The sequence below is a fragment of the Stenotrophomonas africana genome (genome assembly GCF_013004645.1).
Lineage (GTDB): Bacteria > Pseudomonadota > Gammaproteobacteria > Xanthomonadales > Xanthomonadaceae > Stenotrophomonas > Stenotrophomonas africana.
In genome coordinates this window covers 107,540-131,728 of sequence record NZ_JABEME010000002.1, presented here as the reverse complement: position 1 = coordinate 131,728, position 24,189 = coordinate 107,540, and the positions used below count along the sequence as shown (strand labels likewise).

Here is a 24,189-nt window from a genome sequence, read left to right as displayed (position 1 = left end):
CGCCGTTCCCGGCACAGTGTGAGTTTCATCTCAGCAAGGCAGACGCACTTTCCCCTTTCAAACTATTCCTATGGCGATGGGGGGGGCACGTTCCGAAACTCCGAGGGGTTCCATCACCCTCAGGAGATTCTCCATGCATTTGTCCCGGCGAGCCGTCCTCGCACTCTCCGTTGTCGCAGGCGTAGCCGTTTCTGGCGGTGCTTTCGCACACGGCACTCTGTCCAAGCCGTCCAGCCGCGTCTATGCCTGTTACCAGGGCAACCCCGAGAACCCGACCAATCCGGCGTGTGCCGCCGCCAAGGCCATCGGTGGCGCACAGCCGTTCTATGACTGGGCCGGCGTCAACCAGGCCAACGCCAACGGCAACCATCAAGCGGTGGTTCCAGATGGCGAGTTGTGCAGCGGCGGCAACAGCAAGTACCGCGGCCTCGATCTGAACCGCAGTGACTGGCCGACCTCGCCGATCCGCGCCGATTCGCGCGGGCGCTACACCTTCGAGTTCAAGGCGCCGGCCCCGCATGCCACGCGCGAGTGGAAGTTCTACGTCACCCGAGACGGTTGGCAGCCGGGCAGCCCGCTACGCTGGGCCGACCTGCAGGAATTCTGCACGCTGGGCAACGTGCCGGTCTCCGGCGACGTCTACAAGCTGGATTGCCCGCTGCCCAAGCGCAGTGGCCAGCACGTGATCTACAACACCTGGCAGCGCTCGGATTCCGGTGAGGCGTTCTACACCTGCGCGGACGTGCGCTTCGAAGGCGGTGGTGGCATCGAACCGCCGCCGCAGTGGCAGGATGCCGGCCCGGTCACCGCCCGGGGTGCATTGGAAGAAGGCACTACCCTGACGCTGCGCGTGTTCAACGCCCAGGGCAATGATCTGGAGCGCCCGGAGATCACCCTGGCCGCAGGTCAGACCGCTGCGAACCAGTGGCCGCTGGCGCTGGCCCGCAAGGTCAACGCCAGTGCACAGCAGGCGCGCGTGGGCGTGATGAAGAACGGCGTGATCACGCCGGTCGCCTCGGCCACCGAGAACCGTGTCTACCTGAAGCCGGGCAACCTGTTCCAGATCGATACCCGCCTGCCGGATCCGGTCGATCCGGTCGATCCGCCGCCGGGTGACGACTACGACTTCGTGTATCCGGCCGGTATCGGCAGCTACACGCCGGGCGAAACCGTGGTCAAGGGCACCGACGGCAAGCTCTACGCCTGCCGGCCGTTCCCGGAAGGTGCGTGGTGCAACATCAACGCCGAACCCTATCGCCCGGGCACCGGCTCCGCCTAGCGCGACGCCTGGATCGCGTACTGAGGCAGGCGACCGGGGGCGGCGTGATGCCGCCTCCGGTTCTTGGAGTTGCCGGCCAGCGGCCGGCACTACCCGGGCCTACTTGCTGCTGACGTACTTCTCGCGGCGGATCTGCGGGTTGCCCAGGCCGGCAGCCTTCAGCAGGTCGGCACAGGCATCGACCATGTCCGGGTTTCCGCACAGGTAGGCGATGTCGGTGGCCGGGTCCGGCGTGAAGCCGGCCAGCGCCTGCTGCACGTAGCCGTGCTGTACGTCCGGGTGCGGATCAGCCGGCAACTCGCGCGACAGGCACGGAACATAGCGGAAGTTCGGGTGCTTTTCGGCGAAGCTGTAGAAATCTTCGCTGTACAGCAGCTCGCCCGGGCTGCGCGCGCCCTGCAGCAGCACGATCTGCACACCGCGTTCGGCCATGGCCTTTTCCAGCAGCGGCAGCATCGAGCGGTACGGGGTAACGCCGGTGCCGGTGGCGATCAGCAGGTAACGGGCGTTGTGGTCGCCGGGGTTCAGGCAGAACCGGCCATAGGGGCCGGACGCACTGATCTGGCCGCCCTGCTCCAGCGCCTCGAACAGGGCAGTGGCGGCGCCACCGGGCACGAAACTGACCGCGATATCCACCGCCTCGCCCGGGCCCAGCGCATGGTCGTGGATGGTCGCCAGCGAGTAGCTGCGCTTGGTTTCGGTGCCGTCGGCGTAGCTGAAATGGACCTGGATGAACTGGCCGGGCTGGAAATCCAGCGGCTGTCCATCGTCACGCACGAACTGGTAGTGGCCGACGGTCGGGGCCAGCATGCGGCAGCCGACCAGCTTGAGGGGGAATTGAACAGGCACGACTTTTCGGGACAGTGTGTAGCCGGGGCAAGCCCTCGGGGTCTTCTATAATAGCCCCTCCCCGCCCCTCTCCAGCGCCAGCCCATGGGCGCGAAGGCTTCGAGCTTGGCATCCCAGAACGATACGGCGCCCGCCCTGCGCGTGCGCGACCTGCGCAAGACCTACGACAACGGCACCCAGGCCCTGAAGGGGGTTTCCCTGGAAGTGGCCCCGGGCGACTTCTTCGCCCTGCTCGGCCCCAACGGCGCCGGCAAGTCGACCCTGATCGGCATCATCAGCTCCCTGGTCAACCTCAGCGAGGGCCAGGTGGAAGTGTTCGGCAGCGACCTGGTGCGCAACCGCAGCGCAACCATGCGCCTGATCGGGCTGGTGCCTCAGGAAATCAACTTCAACCTGTTCGAGAAGCCCTTCGACATCCTGGTGAACTACGCCGGCTTCTATGGCGTACCGCGCGAGGAAGCCGAGCAGCGCGCCGAAGAGGAGCTGAAGCGCGCGCACCTGTGGGAAAAGGCACAGGTGATGAGCCGCACGCTGTCCGGCGGCATGAAGCGCCGGCTGATGATCGCCCGCGCGATGATGACCCGCCCGCGCCTGCTGATCCTGGACGAGCCGACCGCCGGCGTGGACATCGAAATCCGCCGCGACATGTGGCGCGTGCTGAAGGAGATCAATGCCGCAGGCACCACGATCATCCTTACCACGCACTACCTGGAAGAAGCCGAGTACCTGTGCCGCCACCTGGCGATCATCAACCATGGCCAGATCGTCGAGCAGGGGCCGATGCGCACCCTGCTGGCCAAGCTGGACGTGGAGGGCTTCCTGCTGGACATCGACGGTGACCTGCCGGCACAGCTGCCGGTGATCGAAGGTGCGACGCTGACCGCGCCGGACCCGCACACGCTGGACATCGACATGCCGCGCGCAATGGACCTCAACCGCGTGTTCGCCACGCTCAACGAGGCCGGTATCCGCGTGCGTTCGATGCGTACCAAGAGCAACCGCCTGGAGGAGCTGTTCGTGCGCCTCACCGGCAACCTGGAGAAGCCTGCATGAGCACCACCGAGCTGACCGACGGCCAGCGCAACCGCGTCGCACTGATGACCATCGTGCGCCGCGAAGTCGCCCGCATCATGCGCATCTGGGGCCAGACCCTGGTGCCGCCAGCGATCACCATGACCCTGTACTTCCTGATCTTCGGTAACCTGATCGGGTCGCGCGTGGGTGACATGGGCGGCTACACCTACATGCAGTTCATCGTGCCGGGCCTGGTGATGATGAGCGTGATCCAGAACAGCTACGGCAACATCAGTTCCTCGTTCTTTGGCGCCAAGTTCGGCCGTCACGTGGAAGAACTGCTGGTCAGTCCGATGCCGAACTGGGTGATCCTGTGGGGCTACGTGGCCGGCGCCGTGCTGCGCGGCCTGATGGTGGGCGTGATCGTGCTGATCATCGCGATGTTCTTCACCCCGGTGCGCATTCCGCACCCGCTGGTGATGCTGACCACGGTGATCCTGGGTGCGACGATCTTCTCGCTGGCCGGCTTCATCAACGCGGTGTATGCGAAGAAGTTCGACGACGTGGCGATCGTGCCGACCTTCATCCTGACCCCGCTGACCTACCTCGGTGGCGTGTTCTATTCGGTGAAACTGCTGCCGGGCTGGGCCGAAGCGGCCACGCATGCGAATCCGATCTTCTACATGGTCAATGCGTTCCGCTATGGCCTGCTGGGCAGCAGTGACGTACCGCTGCCGGTGGCCTACGGCCTGATGATCGGATTCGTGGTGGTGCTGACGGCGCTGGCGCTGTGGCTGCTGCGTCGCGGCGTAGGCATGCGCAGCTGAGGGGTACCTGCAGGGCCTGCGGCCCTGCACCCGCCGAATCAACGTCAACGTCAACTTCAACGGCAAAAGCTGACTATCCGGGGGATGGCGGGGTGGGTCCGGTTGCGGGGGCCGCGGCAAGTACGTCCATGTAAGCTCGGTCGCCGCATCCATGCGGCTCACGCCCCCGCAACCGGACCCACCCCGCCTTCGACAGATTGCCGCTGCTGTTGGTGGGTGTCGACCTTGGTCGACACGGTAGATCCACGCCATGCGTGGATGGAGCATTCACGGTAAGGCCGATGCTCGGCTCTTTTCGTTCGGGATTGCGGCTAGGCTGTGGTCATGAAGATCACTTCCCTTCCGTTGGACAAGGCCGTGTCGGATGGCCCCGTCGATGCATTCAGCCATGTCCTGCTGGGCGATTCGCCCACGTTGGATGAGGTGCTGGATTGCCTGGCCTCGCTGCACGTGGCCAATCCCCGCCATCGCTACCTGTGCACGCTCGATGATGCCGGCCAGTGCCGCTACACCAGCATGCACGCGTCAGACGACGCGCGCATCGCGCTGTACGAGGAAGAAGACCCGGAAACCCCCGAAGATGCGTTGGCGGCACGCGGGCGGTTGCTGGCGCATGTGGTCGCGCAGCTCGAGCATTCCTCTCATCGGCTGGAATGGAGTGCACTGGCGGGCACGCTGATGTGCAGCGACGAGGACATCGAGGCGCTGGTCGCCGCCAATGCAACGCCGGACCTCATCGTCGATGAGGTGGTCTGCGTGCAGCAGGTGCCGGTGGACCGCGATGACCTGCTGATTGCCGCACTGCCCAACGGTTACTTCAGCGCGGACTGGGACATCTTCCAGAACCATGCCCTGATACGGCATCTGCAGGAGCGCCACGACTACCGCCTGTTCGGACTTGGCGCATCGTGGCTGGGCTTCCAGCGCGACAGCGCGCCGTCGCCTGCACAGGCAAATGCGTTGGTCGCTGACCTGCAGCGCGTCTACGCTGCCGGAATACACGACACCTGGTCACAATTGGCTGCAACGCTGGCCACCCGCACCACACTGCTATTGGGCTATACCGAAGGCTTCAGCGAACAACTGACCTGAGCACCGCTCTGCACGAGCGAGCGCAGCGAGCGACCCGCTTCCGCTCCTGATCTGTTTTCCGTGGTGGCGGCACCCGGAAACTGTCAGGGGTCATGTGCGATGGGCTCGCGGGGGTATCCGCGCCATGGACGGCGCGGCTAAGCCCCCAGGGGTGAGGGCGCTTTGCTTGCGAAGCATTGCTTCGCAAGCGCCCGAACGCACAGCCGCCAGCGGCTGGGCCGGACCGCGGAGCGGGGTTCACGGCGTCCCCCGCGAGCCCATCGCACACGACCCAGCTCATGAAACCAACTGCGCGAACCACCACGAGGGGCTCCGCCGTTGGCCGCAATCTCCGGCACAATCGCACTCCTGATTCCCCCAGAAAACGGTGAACGTGCAATGCGCATCCTGATCCTTGGCGCCGGCGGTACCGGCGGTTACTTCGGTGGTCGCCTGGCCCAGGCCGGCGTGGACGTAACCTTCCTCGTACGCCCCGCGCGCGCCGCACAGCTGGACCGCGATGGCCTGGTCATCCGCAGCCCGATCGGCGATGCCAGCTTCCCGGTGCAGCACGTCACCGCCGATGCGCTGCCCGCATTGGCCGCGCAGAAGCCGTTCGACCTGGTCATCCTCAGCTGCAAGGCCTACGACCTCGACAGCTCGATCGACGCCATTGCTCCAGCGGTGGGCGCGAACACTGCCGTGCTGCCCATCCTCAATGGCCTGCATCACTACAATGCGCTGGACCTGCGCTTCGGCCGCGAGGCGGTGCTGGGCGGCCTGTGCTTCATCAGCGCTACCAAGGCACCTGATGGCGCCGTGCTGCATCTGGGCAAGCCGGCCAAGCTCACCTTCGGCGAACGCGATGGCGGCGCGGCGTCCGCACGCGTACGTGCCTTCGCCGCCGCCTGCGCGCAGGCCAATCTTGATCACCTGGCCAGCGAACACATCGGCCAGGAACAGTGGATCAAGTACACCTTCCTGACCGCGCTGGCCGCCGCGACCTGCCTGCTGCGTGCGGATATCGGCACCATCGTCGCCACCGATGATGGCGAGGCGATCGTACGTGGCCTGTACGACGAGTGCCTGGCCGTGGCCGAAGCTGCCGGTGAGCCGATTCCCGATGCCGCGCAGGACACCGCGCGCGGCACCCTCACCCAGGCCGGCTCTGCATTGAAGGCATCGATGCTGCGGGACCTGGAGGCTGGCCAGCAGGTCGAGGCCGAGCAGATCGTCGGCGACATGCTGGCGCGTGCACGCAAGGCCGATCAGGAAGCCCTGTTGCTGCAGGTCGCCTACAGCAGCCTGCAGGCCTACCAGGCACTGCGCGGCGCGTGAGCATCCCGTTGCAGGCCAGCGCGCTGCCTACGCGGGTGCTGATCCTCGGTATGGGCTGGAGCGGATGCGTGCTGGCCACGCAGCTGCAGGCACGGGGAGTGCACGTCGTCGGCACGGTGCGTGACCCCTCATCGGCGCCGGACGATGGCCTGCTGCGGCATCAGCTGCACGCTGACACTCCACCGTCGCCAGCCCTGCTCGATGAGATCACGCAGACCGAGGCCTTGCTGTGCAGCGTGCCACCCGATGCCGAGGGCGACCCGGCACTGCGTCCGCTGCTTCCGGCTCTGCACGAAAGTCCGGCGCTGCGCTGGGTGGGCTATCTGTCGTCCACGTCGGTATATGCCGATCGGGCCGGCGGCTGGATCAACGAAACCAGCGTGGCCGATGCCACTGAAACGACGGGCGTACGGCGCCTGCTCGCGGAAGCACAGTGGCGTGCACTGGCTGAACAACGCGGCATCGCCTCGGCGGTGTTCCGCCTGCCAGGGCTGTATGGTCCTGGCCGCAATGCCCTGCTGCAGTTGGCGGAGGGCCGTGCCCGCCATGTGATTCGGCCGGGCCTGGTGTTCAACCGCCTGCACGTGGAGGATCTTGCGGCAGTGATCATCGCGGCGATGCAGCGACCGGCGCACCGGGGCCTGTACCTGCCCAGCGACGACGAACCGGCACCACCACAGGATGTGCTGACCTTCGCCGCGAAGCTGGGCGGGTTTGCGATGCCGCCTGCCGTGGCCTGGGACGACCCGACACTGAGCCCGACGCTGCGGCGCTTCTATGAGAGCAACAAGCGCATCGACAGCCGTGGCACGCGCCAAGCCCTGGGCTGGAAGCCGAGGTTCCCGACGTACCGGGAAGGACTGCGGGCTGCTGGAATCACTCTGACCCGCTTGTAGAGTCGAGCTTGCTCGACTGCTTCTGCACGGCAGTCGAGCAAGCTCGACTCTACGACACACGGTCGCCGCGTTCGACGCGACGAAGGGAATCAACCCGCGTCGGGCAGGCGGAAGAACGTACGCGTCGCGGCAGTTGCATTGGCCGCCGTCACCGCCACGTCCTCGCCACGGTCACGCGCCAGCTCTTCCACGATGTGCGAGAGGAACATCGGTTCGTTGCGTCGGTCCTTCGGCAGCGGCTTCAGCGTGCGCGGCAGCAGGTACGGTGCATCGGTCTCGATCATCAGGCGGTTGGCCGGGATGTTCTTCACCAGTTCGCGCAGGTGCGCGCCACGACGCTCGTCGCACAGCCAGCCGGTGATGCCGATGTACCAGTCCTGGTCCAGGTAGTCGAACAGCTCATCGCGCTCGCCGGTGAAGCAATGCACCACCGCCGGGCCGATGCGACCTTCGAAGTTCTTCATCTGCGCCATGAAATCGGCATGCGCATCACGCTGGTGCAGGAACAGCGGCTTGCCATTGTCTGCGGCCAGCTGCAGCTGGCGCTCGAAGGCACGGTGCTGGGCCGGGCGCGGCGAGAAGTCACGGAAGTAGTCCAGCCCGCACTCGCCCACCGCCACCACTTCCGGGTGGGCATGCAGCGCGCGCATCTCGGCATCGCATTCCTCGGTGTATTCCACCGCGTGATGCGGGTGCACGCCGGCCGTGGCATACAGGAAGCCGGGGTGCTGCTGGGCCAACTGCAGGGCCAGTGGCGAGTGCTCGCGGCTGGCACCGGTGATGACCATCTGCACCACGCCGGCCTGGCGCGCGCGGTCCAGCACGGCATCGCGGTCGCGGTCGAAGGAGTCGTGGGTCAGGTTGGCGCCGATATCGATCAGGTGCATGGGGGCTACTGGACAGTATTCGTGCACATTGTAGCCCCCGCCTCGGCGGTGATGCGGCGGGTCAATGCGTTTGGCGGTCGTGGCGCTCCCAGCGCTCCGGCAAGTTGAGCGCAGCGCAGGGCTCGCACACCAGGTCGCCATTTGGTTGGCGGATGAACCGCATCCCCGCGTCTGGGCGTGCTGCGCAGGACTGGCGCGATCCACCTCCGACCAACAGCCGGAAGCCGTCTGGATTGTGGCACACGGTCAAGGTATTGAAGGTCGGTTCCATCCTGCTGCGCGCGAACTGGGCGAAGAAGATGAAAGCCTGGTCGCCGGAGAGTTCCAGCGAAGGAAAGTCCGGCGAACGCAGAATGCCCTGTTCATAGGCACGCCGGATCGACAGTTCATCGCTCATGCCCTGCGGCAGGTAGCGCTGCTGAACGTCCGCACCCAGCAGGCGCGCCATCGGGTGGGCTCTGTCGGACGGCGCGGCGCTGGCACTGTTGCACGTAGGCAGCAGCAGGAGTGAGGCAAACAGGAGGGTGGGACACATGGGCAGGCCGGAGGCAGGGCGCGTTACCAGAACACCCCGACCTTGAGGGGTCAAGCCACGTCGGTGCCGGGACGTTTATCCTTGGAACATGAAACCGCCTGTTTTCCCGATCTCCGCGCTGATTCCGCAGGTCCTGGACGTACTTCGACAGCACTCTCGATTGGTGCTGGAAGCGCCACCTGGCGCCGGCAAGACCACCCAGGTGCCGCTGGCGCTGCTGGATGCACCGTGGCTGCAGGGCCGCAAGATCATCCTGCTGGAACCGCGCCGGGTCGCCGCACGCAGCGCGGCGCTGTTCATGGCGCGGCAGCTGGGCGAAGAGGTGGGCGGTACGGTCGGCTACCGCATCCGCTTCGAGAACAAGGTCTCGGCGCGCACGCGCATTGAAGTCGTCACCGAAGGCATCCTGACCCGCATGCTGCAGGACGACCCGATGCTGGAAACCGTCGGCGCGATCCTGTTCGATGAATTCCACGAGCGCCATCTCAGTGGGGATCTGGGCCTGGCGCTGGCGCTGGACGTGCAGGCGCAGCTGCGCGACGACCTGCGCCTGGTGGTGATGTCGGCCACGCTGGATGGCGAGCGGCTGGCGCGCTTCCTCGATGCGCCGCGGCTGAGCAGCGAGGGCCGCAGCTACCCGGTGACGGTCAGCCATTTCCCGGCGCGCCGCGATGAGGCGCTGGAACTGCAGGTGCGCCGCGCGGTGCAGCAGGCGCTGGCCGAACACCCCGGCGACCTGCTGGTGTTCCTGCCCGGTCAACGCGAGATCGCGCGCGTGCAGGCGGGGCTGCAGGAATCACTCGACGGCAACGTCGAGGTACTGGCCCTGCATGGTGAGCTGCCGGTGGAACAGCAGGCGCGCGTGCTGCAGGCCGCCAGCGATGGTCGCCGCCGCGTGGTGCTGGCCACCAACGTGGCCGAGTCCTCGGTGACCCTGCCCGGCGTGCGTGTGGTGATCGACAGCGGCCAGGCGCGCGAACCGCGCTACGACCCCAACAGCGGCTTCACCCGGCTGGACGTGGTGGCCATCGCCCAGGCGTCGGCCGACCAGCGCGCCGGTCGCGCCGGTCGCGTGGCCGAAGGTGTGGCCTGGCGGCTGTGGCCGCAGTCGCAGCGGCTGGAGCCGCAGCGCCGCGCCGAGATCGATCAGGTGGAACTGGCCGGACTGGCACTGGAACTGGCCGCGTGGGGCAGCAGCGACCTGCGCTTCCTCGATCCGCCACCGGCCGGCCCAATGGGCGCCGCCCGCGAACTGCTGCAGCGGTTGGGCGCGTTGTCCAGCAGTGGTGCGATCACCGCACTCGGCCGGCGTGTGCTGGCGCTGGGCACGCATCCACGGATGGCAGCGATGCTGCTGGCGGCGCCCGATGCACGCGCACAGGCGCTGGCCGCCGATCTGGCCGCGCTGTTGGAAGCCCGCGACCCGCTGCGTCAGGGCGGCGACGCGCTGGCGAGCCGTTGGCGCGCGCTGGCCGCGTTCCGCAATGGCCGCGCACCGGGTGACGCCAACCGCAGCGGTCTGGCCGCCATTGATGCGGCTGCCAGGCAGTGGCGACGTCGCCTGCGCTGTGATGCCGCGCCGCCGGCCAGCATCGAGGCCCACGAGCTGGGCGACCTGCTCGCACATGCCTTCCCCGACCGTATCGGTTTCCAGCATCCCAGCGATCCACTGCGCTACCTGCTGGCCAATGGCCGCAGCGCGCGTCTGCACGAACTGAGCGACCTGCGTGGCGAACCGTGGCTGGTGGCCAGCGAGCTTCGCTTCGAGGCACGCGATGCGCTGCTGCTGCGTGCCGCACCGGTGGACGAAGGCCAGCTGCGCAAGGCGTGGCCGGAGCGCTTCGTCACCGAAGACGTGGTGCGCTGGGACAGCGAGCGCCGCGCCCTGGTGGCGCTGCGCGAGGCCCGTTTCGACCGCATCGTGCTGGACAGCCGCTCGGCCGGGCGGGTCGATCCGCAGCACGCCGCGCAGGCCCTGACCGACGCGGTCGCCGAACTCGGCCTGCAGGCCTTGCCGTGGACCGAAGGCCTGCGCCAGTGGCAGGCCCGTGTCGAATCGCTGCGACGCTGGATGCCGGAACTGGACCTGCCCGACTGCAGCGACGCGGCCCTGCTGGCAACGCGCGCGCAGTGGCTGCAGCCCGCGTTCGCCGGCAAGAGCCGTCTGGATGCGCTGGATGAATCCAGCTTCGGCGAAGCGTTGAAGTCGCCCCTGGAGTGGTCACAACGGCAGCTGGTCGAACGCCATGCACCGACCCGCATCACCGTGCCGTCCGGACTGGAGCGGTCGATCACCTATGCGCTGGACAGCGAGACTGGTGACCCGCTGCCGCCAGTGCTGGCGGTGAAGCTGCAGGAACTGTTCGGCCTGGCCGACACGCCGCGCATCGCCGATGGCCGCGTGCCGCTGACCCTGCACCTGCTCTCTCCCGGCGGCCGCCCGCTGCAGGTCACCCAGGACCTGCGCAACTTCTGGGAAAGCACCTACGCCGAAGTGAAAAAGGAGATGAAGGGCCGTTACCCGCGCCATCCGTGGCCGGATGATCCGTGGACGGCCACGGCCACGCACCGGGCCAAGCCGCGCGGAACCTGACCGGTCGTGCCGGCACGGCCGGTTGCGGAGCCTGCCTGATCCTGAATGGCTGCGGTAAAGTCACACCACGTGCGTCCCCGGCTGACATACCGTTTACGGGCAACACGCGACACTGGACTTCGACCCGAGGCAAAGGACCCCCGCATGAGCAAGCTGACCGTAATCACCGACCGCGCTCTGGAGCGCGCCCTGGAGCTGGCCCACACCGCCGGCGATGGCCTGAAGAGCGCCGGTGGCAGCCTGCGCAACGCGGACTGGATCAAGACCGGCGCCGCCCTCGGCGCAGTCAAGACCGGCGGCAAGGTCGCCACCAAGTTCGCCCGCCGCAACCCGGCCGTGACCATTGCCGCAGCTGCCGTCGGCGTCGGCCTGCTTGGCTATGCGCTGTACCGGAAGCAGCAGAAGAAGAAGGCTGCCAATGGCCACGTGGTGAATGGGCAGGCGCAGCGCATCAACGCACGCGACCGCCGCAACGACACCGTGGTGGACGAGCACAGCGATATCGGCAGCGACGCCTGAGTTTGCCGGGGTCGGATCCCATCCGCAGGAAGGGCTCTGACCCCACCAGCGACGACAGGGCCGGATACCGGAAGGTATCCGGCCCTTTCTGTTTCAGCCGATCTGCCGCCACTGCCCCGGCTGCAGGTCCTCCAGCCGGTACGGCCCCATCGACACCCGCACCAGCCGCAGCGTCGGCAGGTTCACCGCCGCGGTCATCCGCCGCACCTGGCGGTTGCGGCCCTCGCGGATCGTGATCGCCAGCCAGGCATCGGGCACGGTCTTGCGGAAGCGCACCGGCGGATCGCGTGTCCACAGCGACGGCGCTGGATCGAGGCGCTGGATCTTCGCCGGCAAGGTCGGCCCATCATTGAGTTCCACCCCGTCGCGCAGCTCCTGCAGCTGCTCATCGCTGGGCGTGCCTTCCACCTGCACCCAGTAGGTCTTGTCGGCCTTGTGCTTCGGGTCGGTCAACTTGTGCGCCAGCGTTCCGTTATCCGTCAGCAGCAGCAGGCCTTCGCTGTCATGGTCCAGGCGACCGGCGGCATACACGCGCGGCGGCAGGCCGAACCCGGCCAGCGTCGGCCGCGGCGGCACGCTGCGGTCGGTGAACTGGCAGAGCACGTTGAAGGGCTTGTTGAAGGCAATCAGCATTGCGGGCACGGCAGTCGGCGGGTGGGGCATTGTCCCATGCCGTGCCACGCGCCACGTCCCTGTAGAGCCGAGCCCATGCTCGGCTGCTGTTGTTCCCTGTCGCGCTGCGCGCGATGAGCCGAGCATGGGCTCGGCTCTACAGGGTCAGCGCATGCCCCCCCTTACGGCTTGATGAAGCGCAGGGTCATGCGGTCGCTTTCGCCGATCGCCTGGTACTTCGCATCATCGGCCTTGTCGTGCTGGTTGGTCGGCGGCAGCGTCCACACGCCGTTCGGGTGGTCCTTGGTGTCACGCGGGTTGGCGTTGACCTCGCTGCGCGCGTCCAGCTTGAAGCCGGCGGCCTCGGCCATCGCGATCACCTGCTGCTGGCCGACATAGCCGGTGTCATCCTCGTCGGCCACATCGGCCTTGGCGCGATGCTCGACCACGCCCAGCACGCCGCCCGGCTTGAGCACGTTGAAGAAGCCCTGGAACATACCCTGCGCCTGGCCGGCCTTGCGCCAGTTGTGCACGTTGCGGAAGGTCAGCACCACATCGGCTGAACTGGCCGGGCCGAACACCGGCTTGGCCGGATCGTAGGCGACCACGGCGGTCTTGCCGAACTGTGCCGGTGCACCGGCGTACTTCTTTTCCAGGCTGTCGCGGCTGCGCTGCTGGTAGTCACGGCCGCGGCCTTCGGGCACGGCCATCGGATCGACAACGGCGGCAACGTAGTGGCCCTTGTCATGCAGCAGCGGCGCCAGGATCTCCGAGTACCAGCCGTTACCGGGGGTGATTTCGATGACGGTCTTTTCCGGTGCCACCTTGAAGAACGACAGCGTCTGCGCCGGATGACGGAAGCCATCGCGCTTGACGTTGTTGGCATCACGGGTCGGCGCCTTCACTGCCGCGTCGATGGCCGGCGACACCTGGATCTGCGCCGGCGCCACCGTGGCCGGTGCGGCAAAGGCGGGAACAGCGGCAAGCAGGGCCGAGGCAAGCAGCAGGCGGCAGCCACGCAGGGACGAAGCAGGCATCATCGGGACGACTCCAGCGGAAGATGCGGCGAGACTAGCAGCCACGGCGCCCCAGGTGTTCACAAAACGTTAGCGGCGTGCGCGTTGCGGAACACTGTTTTGTGGCCATCGCCGCAGCACGGTCACACTACGCGTTTTATTCTGGAGCACTTCCCCCAAGGAGTCCGTGCCCATGACGGCAATCCGCGAACTGGGCCGTTCCGGCCTGCATGTACGTCCGCTCGCCTTCGGTGGCAACGTGTTCGGCTGGAGCGCCGATGAGAAGGCCAGCTTCGCCCTGCTCGATGCCTTCGTCGACGCCGGCTTCAACCTGGTCGACACCGCCGATGTGTATTCGGCCTGGGTACCGGGCAATGCCGGCGGCGAATCGGAAACGCTCATCGGCAAGTGGTTTGCCCGCAGCGGCAAGCGCGACAAGGTGGTGCTGGCGACCAAGGTGGCCAAGTGGGCCGAGCGCCCCGGCCTGACCCCGGACAACATCAATGCCGCGGTCGAGGATTCGCTGCGCCGCCTGCAGACCGACGTGATCGATCTGTACCAGGCCCACGAGGATGATGAGTCTACGCCACTGGAAGCAACCCTGGCCGCGTTCGGCCGGTTGATCGAAGCCGGCAAGGTACGTGCGATCGGTGCCTCCAACTACAGCGCCACGCGCCTGGCCGATGCGCTGAAGGTGTCCACCGACTACAAGCTGCCCCGTTACGAAACCCTGCAGCCGGAGTACAACCTGTACGACCGCGCCGGCTACGAAAAGGAACTGGAACCGCTGGTGCAGCGCGAACAGATCGGCGTGATCGGCTACTACGCGCTGGCCAGTGGCTTCCTCAGCGGCAAGTACCGCACGCCGGCCGATGCGGCCAAGAGCCCGGCGCGTGGCGAGAATGTGGTGAAGCGCTATCTGAATCCGCGTGGCCTGCGCATCCTGCAGGCACTGGATGACGTGGCCAGCAAGCACAACGCCAGTGCCGCGCAGATCGCACTGGCATGGCAGATCGCACGGCCGTCGATCACCGCGCCGATCGTCAGCGCCACCAGCGTCGAGCAGCTGCACGATCTGCTGGCAGCGGCCAACCTGTCGTTGAGCGTGCAGGATATCGCGCAACTCGACGCCGCCAGCGCGGAAGCCTGAGTTGTAGTGCCGGCCGCTGGCCGGCATTGCACAACAGCGAAGAAAATAATTGAACAAAATGGTTGCGCGCGAGTAAATCGTGGTTTATCGTGCGCACCTCGTTTCAACAACCACTGGAAACTTCCCTTGAACGCGCATTCCGTCGCCACCGCCAAACTGCTGCCATGCCTGCGCATGGACGTGCTGGCGCGCGCGTTCGGCAAGGAAGACCAGCTGACAACGGCCTGATATCCGCCCTGCGGAGATCGGCCACCCCGATCTCCGAGGCCTGACGACGCCCTCGGAACACAAGTCCCGGGGGCGTTTTCGTTTGCGTCGGCACAAGGAACCGCGATGCCAGAACTGCACCCCGCGCGGCAACCCGCCGCTCACTGACCAAGGCTTTTCCCGCCCCGCCGAAGGATTTACTTCGCGCGACCGGCAGCGCCTGGACATTATCTGCATCGCATCAAAACATTATCGCTCGCCGATAATGTCGGTGGCCTGCACCCTCGATTCTCCAACGGTCCCGTTTCAACCACGGGCTGGTGCGCGCGGCGTTGCCGTGGCGTATGCCGGAGGTCGCGGACATGCCATCGCCTGGATCGCCTGCTGGAGGCAGGCGCCGGTTCGCCGGTACGCGGTTCGATTCCGCGCGGTCCCCAACTGGATAGCTCAGTAGGGTAGAGCAACGGATCCTGATTCCGTCTGTCGTGGGTTCGACTCCCACTCCAAACCACATGACCTGTCACGTCATGACTTGAAGCAACACCCGGGGCGCAAGCCCCAGCGGCCATCGTCGCCGTCCACCGCCATCGCCTTCGGGCGGGGCGTGGAAGGCAACGGACCGCACGCCGGGCCCCGGTCCGCCGCCACTGCCAGCCACGTTCCGCCCCGGTGCTTCCTGCCGGCAACGACGATGGCAGCAGTGCCGGTGCACCGAAGGCTCCGCGCGCGGACCGTCCGCCGATGGCCGCCCTCTTCCGCTGCCTGCACGTGGTGTGCAGGCGGCCTCGCCACGACCTGATCGACCCGGGTCATGGCGGTTCATCCGCAACGGGTCGAACCACCAGAGCCATACAAGGAGAGACTCCCATGTTCTGGACCATCAAGGTCGTGATCGGCGACGGCGAGCGCGGCCTGGTGTATCGCAACCGTCGTTTCCAGCAGATCCTGCTGCCGGGCGTGCACCGCCTGTCGCCGTTCGGCGGCCGGCCGCACGTGGACATCCACACTGCATCGAAGGGCGCGGCCTATACCGGCAGCGACCAGGACAGCCTGATCGAAGCGCTGGGCACACAGTTGGACTCGCACTTCGTGCTGGCCAACGTCGGTGCCGGCGAGGTCGGCCTGGTGCTGCGCAACGGTCGCATCGATGAAGTTCTGCCGCCGGGCAGCCGCCGTCTGTACTGGCGTGGTTCGGTCGATACCCAGGTGCAGGTAATGGCGTTGGGTGACGAGCCGCGCATTCCGGCGGACGTGCAGCAGCGCCTGGGCCAGTTGGGCGTGCTGCCGCGTGTGGCGGTGATCAGCACGGTGCCGAGCGAGTCGGTCGGCCTGCTGTTCATCGATGGCACGCTGCGGCAGACGCTGGACGCCGGCCTGCACGCGTTCTGGAACTTCAACGGCAACGTGTCGGTGGAGCGTGTGGAACTGCGTGCACGTTCACTGGACGTGTCCGGCCAGGAGCTGCTCAGCCGCGACAAGGTGACCCTGCGGGTGAACCTGGCCGCGACCGTGCAGGTGGTCGACCCGCTGCGTGCACACCGCACGCTCAGCAATGCCGATGAGTTCGTCTACCGGCAGCTGCAGTTCGGCCTGCGCCAGGCAATTGCCGCGCGCAGCCTGGACGAGCTGCTGGGCGACAAGGCGGCGCTGGACGGCGAGATCGCCTCACATGTGCAGGCCGCGATCGAGGGCCACGGCGTGCGGTTGCTCGGCGTCGGCATCAAGGACGTGATCCTGCCGGGTGAGATGAAGGAGATCCTCAACGGCGTGGTGCTGGCCGAGAAGCAGGCCCAGGCCAGCGTGATCCGTCGCCGCGAGGAGGCCAACGCCACGCGTTCGCAGCTCAACACCGCAAAGCTGATCGAGGACAACCCGGTGCTGATGCGCTTGAAGGAGCTGGAGGCACTGGAGAAGGTCACCGAGAAGATCGACAAGCTCACCGTGTTCGGCGGCCTGGATGGCGTGCTGAAGCAGCTGGTGACGATCAGGTAGGGGGTAGCGGCGGTGCAGGGACGCGCCGCCGGCCCATCAAGGACATAGACGAAGACATGGACACTCAACACAACTATCAATGGCTGCACGCCGAGGGCACCACGCCGATCAAGGGCTGGGTCAACGGTGTGCCGCTGGAAGCGCAGGCGCATGAGCAGCTGCGCAACATCGCCGCGATCCCGTTCGTCGGGCCGTGGGTGGCCGTGATGCCGGACGTGCACCTGGGCAAGGGCGCGACCGTGGGCTCGGTGATCCCGACCCGCGGTGCGATCATCCCGGCCGCGGTCGGCGTCGACATCGGCTGCGGCATGGCGGCGGTGCGCACCACGCTGCGCGCCAACGACCTGCCCGATGACCTGCGGCAACTGCGCAACAGCATCGAGCGCAGCATCCCGGTCGGCAATGGGCGCGGCGGCGAGCATCACCGCATGCCCGACAGCATCCACACCCGGCTGGTGCAGTCCGGGCTGGCCGCCGGCCTGGAGAAGATCAAGGACAGGCACCGCAAAATCCGCACCGACAAGCTGGACCGCCAGCTGGGTACGCTGGGCGGCGGCAACCACTTCATCGAACTGTGCCTGGACGAGACGGACACGGTGTGGGTGATGCTGCACAGCGGCTCACGCGGTACCGGCAACCTGATCGGCACCTACTTCATCGAGAAGGCGCGCGAGGAACTGGCCCGGCGCGTGCTGGGCTTCCACCTGCCGGACAAGGACCTGGCGTTCTTCATGGAAGGCGAGCCGCTGTTCGATGACTACGTCGAAGCGGTGTCGTGGGCGCAGGACTACGCCCGGCAGAACCGCGAGGCGATGATGTCGCGCGTGCTGGCCGAGATGCGCCACCGGCTGCCGAAGTTCCAGCTGGCGGCGATGGCGGTGAACTGCCACCACAACTACGTGCAGAGGGAGACGCACCACGGGCAGGAACTGCTGGTAACACGCAAGGGCGCGGTCAGTGCGCGTGAGGGCGAGCTGGGCATCATTCCCGGCAGCATGGGCACGCGCAGCTACATCGTGCGTGGCAAAGGCAACGCGGACAGCTTCCACAGCTGCAGCCACGGCGCCGGCCGGGTAATGAGCCGTGGCACGGCGCGCCAGCAGATCACCCTGGCCCAGCACCGCGAGGCCACCGCGCACGTGGAATGCCGCAAGGACAGCGGCGTGCTGGACGAGTCACCGGCCGCGTACAAGTCGATCGACGATGTGATGGCCGCGCAGCTCGACCTGGTCGACGTGGTGCACACGCTGCGCCAGGTGCTGTGCGTGAAGGGGTAACGGCGCGGTGCCGACCAAGGTCGGCACCCACCTGTGCAACGATCAGCGCGCCACGCTGTCCTCGGCCACCAGCGCGTGGTGCACGCCGATGCCCGCACGCACGCCCTCGGCAGCAGCCAACGTGATGTTGCCGACCGTCGTGGCGTCGCCTGCGGCATACACGTTCGGCACCGAGGTCTGCTTCATCATGTCGACTTCGATCAGCACACCGAGCGGACTCTCGGCCAGCGCACAGCCCAGCTGCTGCACCAGCGGCGTGGCCATCGCCTGGGTGGCCGGCACGAACAGCGCACGCTGGGCGACGCGGCGGCCATCGGCCAGTTCCACTTCCAGCCAGGTCGGCTGGTCGCCCTGCACGCCCAGCACCGGCGAGGTCTCGATCTGCACGCCGCGCTGCTGCATGGCGGCGCGCTCTTCATCAGTGACGTCCAGTCCCATGCTGAAGAACGTGACATTGCCCCAGTCGGCGAACAGCGGCGCCTTGCTGGCGGACATCGGATGGCCGCCAAGCAGGCCGATGGCACCACCACCCACTTCATAGCCATGGCAGTAGGGGCAGTGCAGCACGGTGCTGCCCCAGCGCTCGGTCAGTCCGGGCAACGCCGGCAACTGGTCGGCGATACCACTGGCCAGCAGCAGCTTGCGCGCCGCCATGACCTGGCCATCGGCGGTGCGTACTTCCACACCATCGGCGCTGGCGCTGGCCTGCACGGCTTCGGCATGCACCCAACGCACCGTGGGGTAGTCCAGCAGCTGCTGGCGCGCGGTCTTCAGCAGCTCGGCGCCGCTGACGCCATCCAGCCCCAGCACTCCGTGCGAATGACTGGCGAAACGATTGCGCGGCGAACCGGCGTCGATGACGGTGACCGGGCGACGGGCGCGGGCCAGGATCAGGCCGGCGGCAATGCCGGCGTAGCTGCCGCCGACGATGAGCACATCAGGATTCATGGTGACCTTCCAGGGAACGGTGATGGGCAAGATGGCGGGCGAAGTCGGCGCCGAGCTGGTCCAGCGTGGTCGCCTGCAGCCGCGCTTCGAGCAGGCGCTGCGCCTCGCGTGCGCCCTCGAGCAGGGCGCCGTTGACCAGCTGCTGGATCGGGCAGCCGCCACCCGAATCGCGGGCCCCGACCTGCACCAGCGGCGGTGCGCCCACGGCCAGATAGATGTCATGCAGGGTAATTGCGGCAGCATCGCGGGCCAGCAGGCTGCCGCCGCCGTGGCCGCGGGCACTGCTCACCAGGCCGGCCCTCTGGAGCTGCGTCAGCAGGCGCCGGATCACCACCGGATGGGTGGGCAGGCACGATGCCAGCTGCTCGGAGGTGCGCGGGGCGGCCTGGCCGACCAGGTGCGCCATTACATGCAGGGCGTCGGAAAGCGGGTTCGCGGATTTCATGTAACAACAATAGTTACATTTAAATCCTCTGTCGAGAGTCCGCATTCGTTCCATATGGACACATTTGTCCTATGAAACATCTCCTTCACATCACTAAACGAAACGCGAATGTGATGCACGTCCCACTTCAGCATGCGCGCATCGGGTCGATACCGCATTGCCCCTTCCCGAGAGTCCCTTCCATGAAAGCGTCTGTCCGTGCTCCGCGCCTGCAGTCCAAGCTGCTCGGCGCGGTTTCCGTTGGTCTGGCCGTGGTCCTGCTGTGCGCACTGGCGGGCCTGGCCTCCGCCTGGTTGAAGTTGTCCACCGAAGTTCCGCCCGAAGTCGCGCACAGCCGCGATGCGGAACGCCTGCAGCGTGAGTTCCGCGGCCAGGTACAGGAATGGAAGAACGTATTGCTGCGCGGCCGCGACGACGCACTGCGCCAGCGCCACCTGGAGGCGTTCGACAGCGAAGGCCGCCGGGTCGAGCAGCTGGCCAAGGGACTGACCAGCAGCCCGGATGCGCGCACGCGTGATCTGGCACAGGCCTTCATCGGCCTGCACGCACAGCTGCAGCAGGACTACCACGGGGCGCTGCAGGCGTTCGCCGAGGCCAGCTACGACCCCGCCGCCGGCGACAACCTCGTGCGCGGCAAGGATCGCCCGGTGGCGACGGCACTGGATGCGCTGAGCACGCACGCCACGCAGGTGGCCGAAGCGGCGCTGACGGCACGCTCGCAGCAGGCACGCCAGACCCTGCTGCTGTGCGCGGCGCTGACCGTGCTGGCTGCGGTGCTGCTGCTGATGGGGCTGGCCTGGTGGCTGCGGCGTGCCGTCGTGCAGCCGGTGCTGGCGGTGGAAGCCGCCGCGCGTGCAGTGGCTGCCGGCGACCTGCAGCACGTTGTGCAGGTGCGCAGCCGCGATGAGATCGGTCGCCTTGCGCAGGCCATGCAGGCGGTGCAGTCCACGCTGCGCGACGTGCTGGATGCACAGGCCACGATGGCACAGGCGCATGAAGCCGGCAGCATCAGCCACCGCATGGATGCCGATGCCTTCCCCGGCGCGTTCGGCACGATGGTGGCCGACAGCAACGCGCTGGTCGACGCGCATATCCAGGTAAAGCTGCGTGCGATTGCGATCATGGGCCGTTACGCGATCGGTGACCTCAGCGAGGACATGGAACGCCTGCCCGGCGAGAAGGCCGTGATCACCGACGCGTTGGATACGGCCAAGGCCAATCTCGGCGTGATCAATGGCGAGATCCGCCGCCTGGCCGAGGCCGCTGCCGCCGGTGACTTCAGCCAGCGCGGCGACAGCGCACGCTTCGAGCATGACTTCCGCGCGATGATCGACGGCCTGAACCGATTGATGCAGACCACCGAACTGAACCTCGGCGAGGTCTCCAGCATGCTGCGCGCGATTGCCGATGGCCGCCTCGGCGCGCGTATGCATGGTGATTTCCAGGGCGTGTTCGCGCGTATCGCCGGCGACGCCAACACCACCGCTACGCAGCTGGCAACCATCGTCACCGACATCAAGCACGCCTCCGGCAACATCCACACGGCGGCAGCGGAGATCGCCGCCGGCAACAACGATCTGTCACGCCGCACCGAACAGCAGGCGGCCAATCTGGAAGAGACGGCGGCATCGATGGAAGAACTGACCTCCACCGTGCGCCAGAACGCCGAGCATGCGCGCCAGGCCAACCAGCTGGCGATCGGCGCACACAGCGTGGCCTCGCAGGGCGGTGAAGTGGTCGGCCAGGTCGTGGCGACGATGGATGCGATCGAAGGCTCGTCACGGCAGATCGCCGAGATCATCAGCGTGATCGATGGCATCGCCTTCCAGACCAACATCCTCGCGCTGAACGCTGCGGTGGAAGCCGCGCGTGCCGGCGAGCAGGGCCGCGGCTTCGCGGTGGTCGCCAGTGAGGTCCGCACGCTGGCGCAGCGTTCGGCCGCTGCGGCGAAGGAGATCAAGTCGCTGATCGAAGCCTCGGTGGAACAGGTCGGGCACGGTGCACGGCGCGTGCGTGAGGCCGGCGACACCATGGCCGAGATCGTGGCGTCGGTGCAGCGCGTGACCGACATCATGGCCGAGATCTCCGCTGCCTCACAGGAGCAGAGCGCGGGCATCGAACAGGTCAGCCAGACCGTGATCCAGATGGACGGTACCACCCAGCAGAACGCCGCGCTTGTGGAGGAAGCCAGTGCCGCCGCACGCAGCCTGGAACAGCAGGCGAACCGCTTGATCGACGCGGTGGAGGTGTTCGATCTGTCGACATCGGCGGATGCGAAGGGCGGATTGGCCCACGCGGCCTGATGGGTCCGGTTGCCGGCCAGCGTCAGATGGGTAGCGCCCGACCGTTGGTCGGGCGATGGCAGGGGCAGTGCGGACCAACGGTCCGCACCCACCGTAACCTGCGGTAGTGCCGGCCGCTGGCCGACAACCCCACCACGACCTCAGCGCACGTAATCGCTCTGCGCCATCGCATCGGCAAGGTAATCCACGAACGAGCTGATCCGTGCGGACACCGCGGTGTTGCGGTAGTACACCGCGTGGATCGGCTGGTACACATCCAGCGTCTGCGCCGCCAGCACCGGCACCAGCGTGCCGGCAGCGCGGTCGCGGTCGGTGACGAAGTCGGACAGGCAGGTGATGCCGACGCCTTCCACCGCCAGTCGGCGTAGTGTTTCCCCGCTGGACACCGCGATATCCGGACGCACCCGCAGCAGGCCATCGGCGTCGCCCGGCAGCGGCCAGTGATTCAACGATTCCGGTTCGTTGAAGCTGAGCAGCGTGTGCTGGCCCAGCGCGGCGACGCTGGTCGGTTCGCCGTGTGCAGCCAGGTAGGCCGGGCTGGCCACCAGTCGCAGCTGGCACCGCCCCAACGGCCGCGCATGCAGGGTGGAGTCGGCCAGCGGCCCGATCCGGATCGCCAGATCGGTGCGCCGCTCGAGCAGGTCGATGTAGCGGTCGGAGCTGTTCAACTCCAGCTGCACTTCGGGGTAGCGCGCACGATAGCCGCTCACCAGCGGCGCGATCACGTGCAGCACGAACGGCATCGCCGCATCCACGCGCAGGCGCCCGGCCGGGCGCTCGCGGCGCGCCGCCATCTGTTCCTCGGCCGATTCCACCGCATCGATGATCGCCCGTGCATGGCGCAGGAATGCCTCGCCCTCGGCGGTCAGGTGCAGTCGGCGGGTGGTGCGGGTCAGCAGGGTGATCCCCAGCTTGTCCTCCAGCCGGCCCAGCGCACGGCTCACGCCCGAGGGCGTCTGCCCCAGCTGCTCGGCAGCGGCACTGATCGACCCGCTGTCGATGACCGTGAGGAAGGCCTGCATTTCGTCCAGGGTGGTCTTCATGCCGCCATTATTGACTGAGCGGCAATAGTGATTGGCGTGAAGACCGGTTTTTCGGCAAAGGTGCGCCGCGCACACTGCGCGCCTTCCTTCCCTCCGGAGCCGGCCATGATCCGTGGCATTCCCCTCGCCCTGCTGGCGTTGACCCTCGGTGCCTTCGCCATCGGCACCACCGAGTTCGTCATCGTCGGCCTGATTCCCACCATTGCCGCCGACCTCCAGGTCAGCCTGCCCTCGGCCGGCCTGCTGGTCTCGCTGTATGCCCTCGGCGTGGCCATCGGTGCGCCGGTGCTGACCGCGCTCACCGGCCGCGTACCGCGCAAGTCGCTGCTGGTGGCCCTGATGGTGCTGTTCACCCTCGGCAACGTCATCGCCTTCCTGGCGCCGGGCTACACCTCGCTGATCATCGCCCGCATCCTCACCGGCCTCGCCCACGGCGTGTTCTTCTCGATCGGTTCGATCATCGCCACCGCGGTGGTGCCGAAGGAGAAGGCCGCCAGCGCGATCGCGATCATGTTCACCGGCCTGACCGTGGCACTGGTGACCGGGGTGCCGCTGGGCACCTTCATCGGCCAGCACCTGGGCTGGCGCGCCACCTTCCTGGCGGTGGCCGGCCTCGGCGTGATCGCCCTGCTCGGCGCGCTGCTGTTCGTGCCGCGCAGCCTGCCGCAGAGTACGCCGGCCAGCTTCCGCCAGCAGCTGGCCGTGCTCGCCCAGCCCCGCCTCCTGCTGGTCTATGCGATGACCGCGCTGGGCTACGGCGGCACCTTCCTGGCCTTCACCTATCTGGCGCCGATCCTGCAGGACGTCACCGGTTTCTCCGCCAATGCGGTCAGCCTGGTGCTGCTGGTGTACGGCGTGTCGGTGGCGATCGGCAACCTGTGGGGTGGGCGCATGGCCGACCGCATGGGCCCGGTGCCCGCGTTGAAGCGCATCTTCGCCCTGTTGGCCGTCGTGCTGTTCGTGCTCACCTTCACCGCCTACAACACCTGGCTGATGCTGCTGACGGTACTGGCGCTGGGTGCGGTGGCGTTCGGCAACGTGCCCGGCCTGCAGGTGTACGTGGTCAAGCAGGCCCAGCGCTATGCGCCGCAGGCCACTGACGTGGCCTCGGGGCTGAACATTGCCGCCTTCAACATCGGCATCGCGCTGGGCGCCTCGCTCGGCGGCCTGGTGGTGGAGCACATCGGCCTGATGCACACGCCGTGGCTGGGCGCACTGGTGGTGGTAGGCGCGTATGCGTTGACGGTGCTCAGCGGCCGCCTGGACCGCCGCGACGGCATTGATGACCGCGCCGATGGCATCGCCGTAGCCGCGCATTGAGCGATGTCATGCCGTGCCGGCGCCTTGCCGGTACGGTGGTGCAATGCACCGTTGCCGGCACGCATGCA

21 protein-coding genes and 1 tRNA gene are annotated in these 24,189 nt (G+C 67.2%); 14 read left to right on the top strand and 8 right to left on the bottom strand.

Annotated elements, in window-relative coordinates; translation table 11 throughout:
• Positions 1–133: 133 nt before the first annotated feature.
• The gene (locus tag HLA98_RS04865) at positions 134–1,279 is read left to right on the top strand and encodes a lytic polysaccharide monooxygenase (RefSeq protein WP_057501017.1); all 1,146 of its coding nucleotides are present in this window, start codon (positions 134–136) and stop codon (positions 1,277–1,279) included.
• Positions 1,280–1,378: 99 nt separating this feature from the next.
• On the opposite strand, the gene HLA98_RS04860 is transcribed toward HLA98_RS04865, so the two are convergent.
• The gene (locus HLA98_RS04860) at positions 1,379–2,128 is read right to left on the bottom strand and encodes a ferredoxin--NADP reductase (protein ID WP_080354817.1); all 750 of its coding nucleotides are present in this window, start codon (positions 2,126–2,128) and stop codon (positions 1,379–1,381) included.
• Positions 2,129–2,212: 84 nt separating this feature from the next.
• Between HLA98_RS04860 and HLA98_RS04855 the strand changes: the two genes are divergently transcribed.
• The 5 genes from HLA98_RS04855 (at position 2,213) to HLA98_RS04835 (ending at position 7,274) form a co-directional block, all read left to right on the top strand.
• Positions 2,213–3,181, top strand: a complete 969-nt coding sequence (locus tag HLA98_RS04855) for an ABC transporter ATP-binding protein (RefSeq protein WP_005411567.1) — start codon at positions 2,213–2,215, stop codon at positions 3,179–3,181.
• Complete coding sequence (locus tag HLA98_RS04850; RefSeq protein ID WP_010482250.1) at positions 3,178–3,969, top strand: ABC transporter permease; 792 nt, start codon at positions 3,178–3,180, stop codon at positions 3,967–3,969. Before HLA98_RS04855 ends, HLA98_RS04850 begins: the two co-directional genes overlap by 4 nt.
• A gap of 324 nt (positions 3,970–4,293) precedes the next feature.
• Positions 4,294–5,061, top strand: a complete 768-nt coding sequence (locus HLA98_RS04845) for a hypothetical protein (protein ID WP_057500848.1) — start codon at positions 4,294–4,296, stop codon at positions 5,059–5,061.
• A 378-nt stretch (positions 5,062–5,439) separates the two neighbouring features.
• Positions 5,440–6,378: a 2-dehydropantoate 2-reductase gene (gene panE, locus HLA98_RS04840; protein WP_057500849.1), complete on the top strand. Its 939-nt coding sequence runs from the start codon at positions 5,440–5,442 to the stop codon at positions 6,376–6,378.
• Positions 6,375–7,274, top strand: coding sequence for an NAD-dependent epimerase/dehydratase family protein (locus tag HLA98_RS04835; protein ID WP_057500850.1), 900 nt, complete (start codon positions 6,375–6,377; stop codon positions 7,272–7,274). Before panE ends, HLA98_RS04835 begins: the two co-directional genes overlap by 4 nt.
• Before the next feature lie 89 nt (positions 7,275–7,363).
• On the opposite strand, the gene HLA98_RS04830 is transcribed toward HLA98_RS04835, so the two are convergent.
• Together HLA98_RS04830 and HLA98_RS04825 are read right to left on the bottom strand one after the other, a co-directional pair.
• A complete protein-coding gene (locus HLA98_RS04830; protein ID WP_057500851.1) occupies positions 7,364–8,161 on the bottom strand; it encodes a TatD family hydrolase in 798 nt (265 codons plus the stop codon).
• Positions 8,162–8,222: 61 nt separating this feature from the next.
• Entirely contained in the window at positions 8,223–8,609 is a 387-nt protein-coding gene (locus HLA98_RS04825; RefSeq protein ID WP_057500852.1) for a hypothetical protein, read from the bottom strand.
• 175 nt (positions 8,610–8,784) lie between these two features.
• On the opposite strand from HLA98_RS04825, the gene hrpB reads away from it, so the two are divergent.
• Positions 8,785–11,289 carry an ATP-dependent helicase HrpB gene (hrpB, locus tag HLA98_RS04820; protein WP_057500853.1) on the top strand — a complete coding sequence of 835 codons (2,505 nt, stop codon included), beginning with the start codon at positions 8,785–8,787 and terminating at the stop codon, positions 11,287–11,289.
• 144 nt (positions 11,290–11,433) lie between these two features.
• Positions 11,434–11,808, top strand: a complete 375-nt coding sequence (locus HLA98_RS04815) for a hypothetical protein (protein ID WP_005411574.1) — start codon at positions 11,434–11,436, stop codon at positions 11,806–11,808.
• Between the two features lie 93 nt (positions 11,809–11,901).
• On the opposite strand, the gene HLA98_RS04810 is transcribed toward HLA98_RS04815, so the two are convergent.
• Entirely contained in the window at positions 11,902–12,441 is a 540-nt protein-coding gene (locus HLA98_RS04810; protein ID WP_049443565.1) for a pseudouridine synthase, read from the bottom strand.
• A 161-nt stretch (positions 12,442–12,602) separates the two neighbouring features.
• Complete coding sequence (locus HLA98_RS04805) at positions 12,603–13,460, bottom strand: class I SAM-dependent methyltransferase (RefSeq protein ID WP_057500854.1); 858 nt, start codon at positions 13,458–13,460, stop codon at positions 12,603–12,605.
• A gap of 169 nt (positions 13,461–13,629) precedes the next feature.
• On the opposite strand from HLA98_RS04805, the gene HLA98_RS04800 reads away from it, so the two are divergent.
• The 4 genes from HLA98_RS04800 to HLA98_RS04785 all read left to right on the top strand — a co-directional run bounded on the left by HLA98_RS04800 (position 13,630) and on the right by HLA98_RS04785 (position 18,062).
• Positions 13,630–14,586: an aldo/keto reductase gene (locus tag HLA98_RS04800; RefSeq protein ID WP_057500855.1), complete on the top strand. Its 957-nt coding sequence runs from the start codon at positions 13,630–13,632 to the stop codon at positions 14,584–14,586.
• 645 nt (positions 14,587–15,231) lie between these two features.
• Positions 15,232–15,304 (top strand) — tRNA-Gln (locus HLA98_RS04795).
• A gap of 356 nt (positions 15,305–15,660) precedes the next feature.
• A complete protein-coding gene (locus HLA98_RS04790; protein WP_057500856.1) occupies positions 15,661–16,785 on the top strand; it encodes a slipin family protein in 1,125 nt (374 codons plus the stop codon).
• 56 nt (positions 16,786–16,841) lie between these two features.
• Positions 16,842–18,062 (top strand): RtcB family protein, encoded by a 1,221-nt coding sequence (locus HLA98_RS04785; protein ID WP_057500857.1) that lies wholly within the window; start codon positions 16,842–16,844, stop codon positions 18,060–18,062.
• 42 nt (positions 18,063–18,104) lie between these two features.
• Here HLA98_RS04785 and HLA98_RS04780 read toward each other — a convergent pair whose 3' ends face one another.
• Both HLA98_RS04780 and HLA98_RS04775 read right to left on the bottom strand, forming a co-directional pair.
• Positions 18,105–19,010, bottom strand: coding sequence for an NAD(P)/FAD-dependent oxidoreductase (locus HLA98_RS04780; RefSeq protein WP_057500858.1), 906 nt, complete (start codon positions 19,008–19,010; stop codon positions 18,105–18,107).
• The gene (locus tag HLA98_RS04775) at positions 19,000–19,455 is read right to left on the bottom strand and encodes an Rrf2 family transcriptional regulator (protein WP_057500859.1); all 456 of its coding nucleotides are present in this window, start codon (positions 19,453–19,455) and stop codon (positions 19,000–19,002) included. The genes HLA98_RS04780 and HLA98_RS04775 overlap by 11 nt, the downstream gene beginning before the upstream one ends.
• Positions 19,456–19,637: 182 nt before the next feature.
• On the opposite strand from HLA98_RS04775, the gene HLA98_RS04770 reads away from it, so the two are divergent.
• Positions 19,638–21,758 carry a methyl-accepting chemotaxis protein gene (locus HLA98_RS04770; RefSeq protein ID WP_057500860.1) on the top strand — a complete coding sequence of 707 codons (2,121 nt, stop codon included), beginning with the start codon at positions 19,638–19,640 and terminating at the stop codon, positions 21,756–21,758.
• 140 nt (positions 21,759–21,898) lie between these two features.
• Here HLA98_RS04770 and HLA98_RS04765 read toward each other — a convergent pair whose 3' ends face one another.
• Positions 21,899–22,801: a LysR family transcriptional regulator gene (locus HLA98_RS04765; protein ID WP_049443582.1), complete on the bottom strand. Its 903-nt coding sequence runs from the start codon at positions 22,799–22,801 to the stop codon at positions 21,899–21,901.
• Positions 22,802–22,906: 105 nt separating this feature from the next.
• Between HLA98_RS04765 and HLA98_RS04760 the strand changes: the two genes are divergently transcribed.
• A complete protein-coding gene (locus HLA98_RS04760; protein WP_057500861.1) occupies positions 22,907–24,121 on the top strand; it encodes an MFS transporter in 1,215 nt (404 codons plus the stop codon).
• The last annotated feature ends 68 nt before the right edge of the window (positions 24,122–24,189 follow it).

What these genes read in the sequence shown, in the direction of transcription:
- HLA98_RS04865 (WP_057501017.1), top strand. Translation starts at nt 134, where the DNA reads ATGCATTTGTCCCGGCGAGCCGTCCTCGCACTCTCCGTTGTCGCAGGC.
- HLA98_RS04855 (WP_005411567.1), top strand. Translation starts at nt 2,213, where the DNA reads ATGGGCGCGAAGGCTTCGAGCTTGGCATCCCAGAACGATACGGCGCCC.
- HLA98_RS04850 (WP_010482250.1), top strand. Translation starts at nt 3,178, where the DNA reads ATGAGCACCACCGAGCTGACCGACGGCCAGCGCAACCGCGTCGCACTG.
- HLA98_RS04845 (WP_057500848.1), top strand. Translation starts at nt 4,294, where the DNA reads ATGAAGATCACTTCCCTTCCGTTGGACAAGGCCGTGTCGGATGGCCCC.
- panE (WP_057500849.1), top strand. Translation starts at nt 5,440, where the DNA reads ATGCGCATCCTGATCCTTGGCGCCGGCGGTACCGGCGGTTACTTCGGT.
- HLA98_RS04830 (WP_057500851.1), bottom strand. Translation starts at nt 8,161, where the DNA reads ATGCACCTGATCGATATCGGCGCCAACCTGACCCACGACTCCTTCGAC.
- HLA98_RS04825 (WP_057500852.1), bottom strand. Translation starts at nt 8,609, where the DNA reads ATGGCGCGCCTGCTGGGTGCGGACGTTCAGCAGCGCTACCTGCCGCAG.
- hrpB (WP_057500853.1), top strand. Translation starts at nt 8,785, where the DNA reads ATGAAACCGCCTGTTTTCCCGATCTCCGCGCTGATTCCGCAGGTCCTG.
- HLA98_RS04815 (WP_005411574.1), top strand. Translation starts at nt 11,434, where the DNA reads ATGAGCAAGCTGACCGTAATCACCGACCGCGCTCTGGAGCGCGCCCTG.
- HLA98_RS04810 (WP_049443565.1), bottom strand. Translation starts at nt 12,441, where the DNA reads ATGCTGATTGCCTTCAACAAGCCCTTCAACGTGCTCTGCCAGTTCACC.
- HLA98_RS04805 (WP_057500854.1), bottom strand. Translation starts at nt 13,460, where the DNA reads ATGATGCCTGCTTCGTCCCTGCGTGGCTGCCGCCTGCTGCTTGCCTCG.
- HLA98_RS04800 (WP_057500855.1), top strand. Translation starts at nt 13,630, where the DNA reads ATGACGGCAATCCGCGAACTGGGCCGTTCCGGCCTGCATGTACGTCCG.
- HLA98_RS04790 (WP_057500856.1), top strand. Translation starts at nt 15,661, where the DNA reads ATGTTCTGGACCATCAAGGTCGTGATCGGCGACGGCGAGCGCGGCCTG.
- HLA98_RS04785 (WP_057500857.1), top strand. Translation starts at nt 16,842, where the DNA reads ATGGACACTCAACACAACTATCAATGGCTGCACGCCGAGGGCACCACG.
- HLA98_RS04780 (WP_057500858.1), bottom strand. Translation starts at nt 19,010, where the DNA reads ATGAATCCTGATGTGCTCATCGTCGGCGGCAGCTACGCCGGCATTGCC.
- HLA98_RS04775 (WP_057500859.1), bottom strand. Translation starts at nt 19,455, where the DNA reads ATGAAATCCGCGAACCCGCTTTCCGACGCCCTGCATGTAATGGCGCAC.
- HLA98_RS04770 (WP_057500860.1), top strand. Translation starts at nt 19,638, where the DNA reads ATGAAAGCGTCTGTCCGTGCTCCGCGCCTGCAGTCCAAGCTGCTCGGC.
- HLA98_RS04765 (WP_049443582.1), bottom strand. Translation starts at nt 22,801, where the DNA reads ATGAAGACCACCCTGGACGAAATGCAGGCCTTCCTCACGGTCATCGAC.
- HLA98_RS04760 (WP_057500861.1), top strand. Translation starts at nt 22,907, where the DNA reads ATGATCCGTGGCATTCCCCTCGCCCTGCTGGCGTTGACCCTCGGTGCC.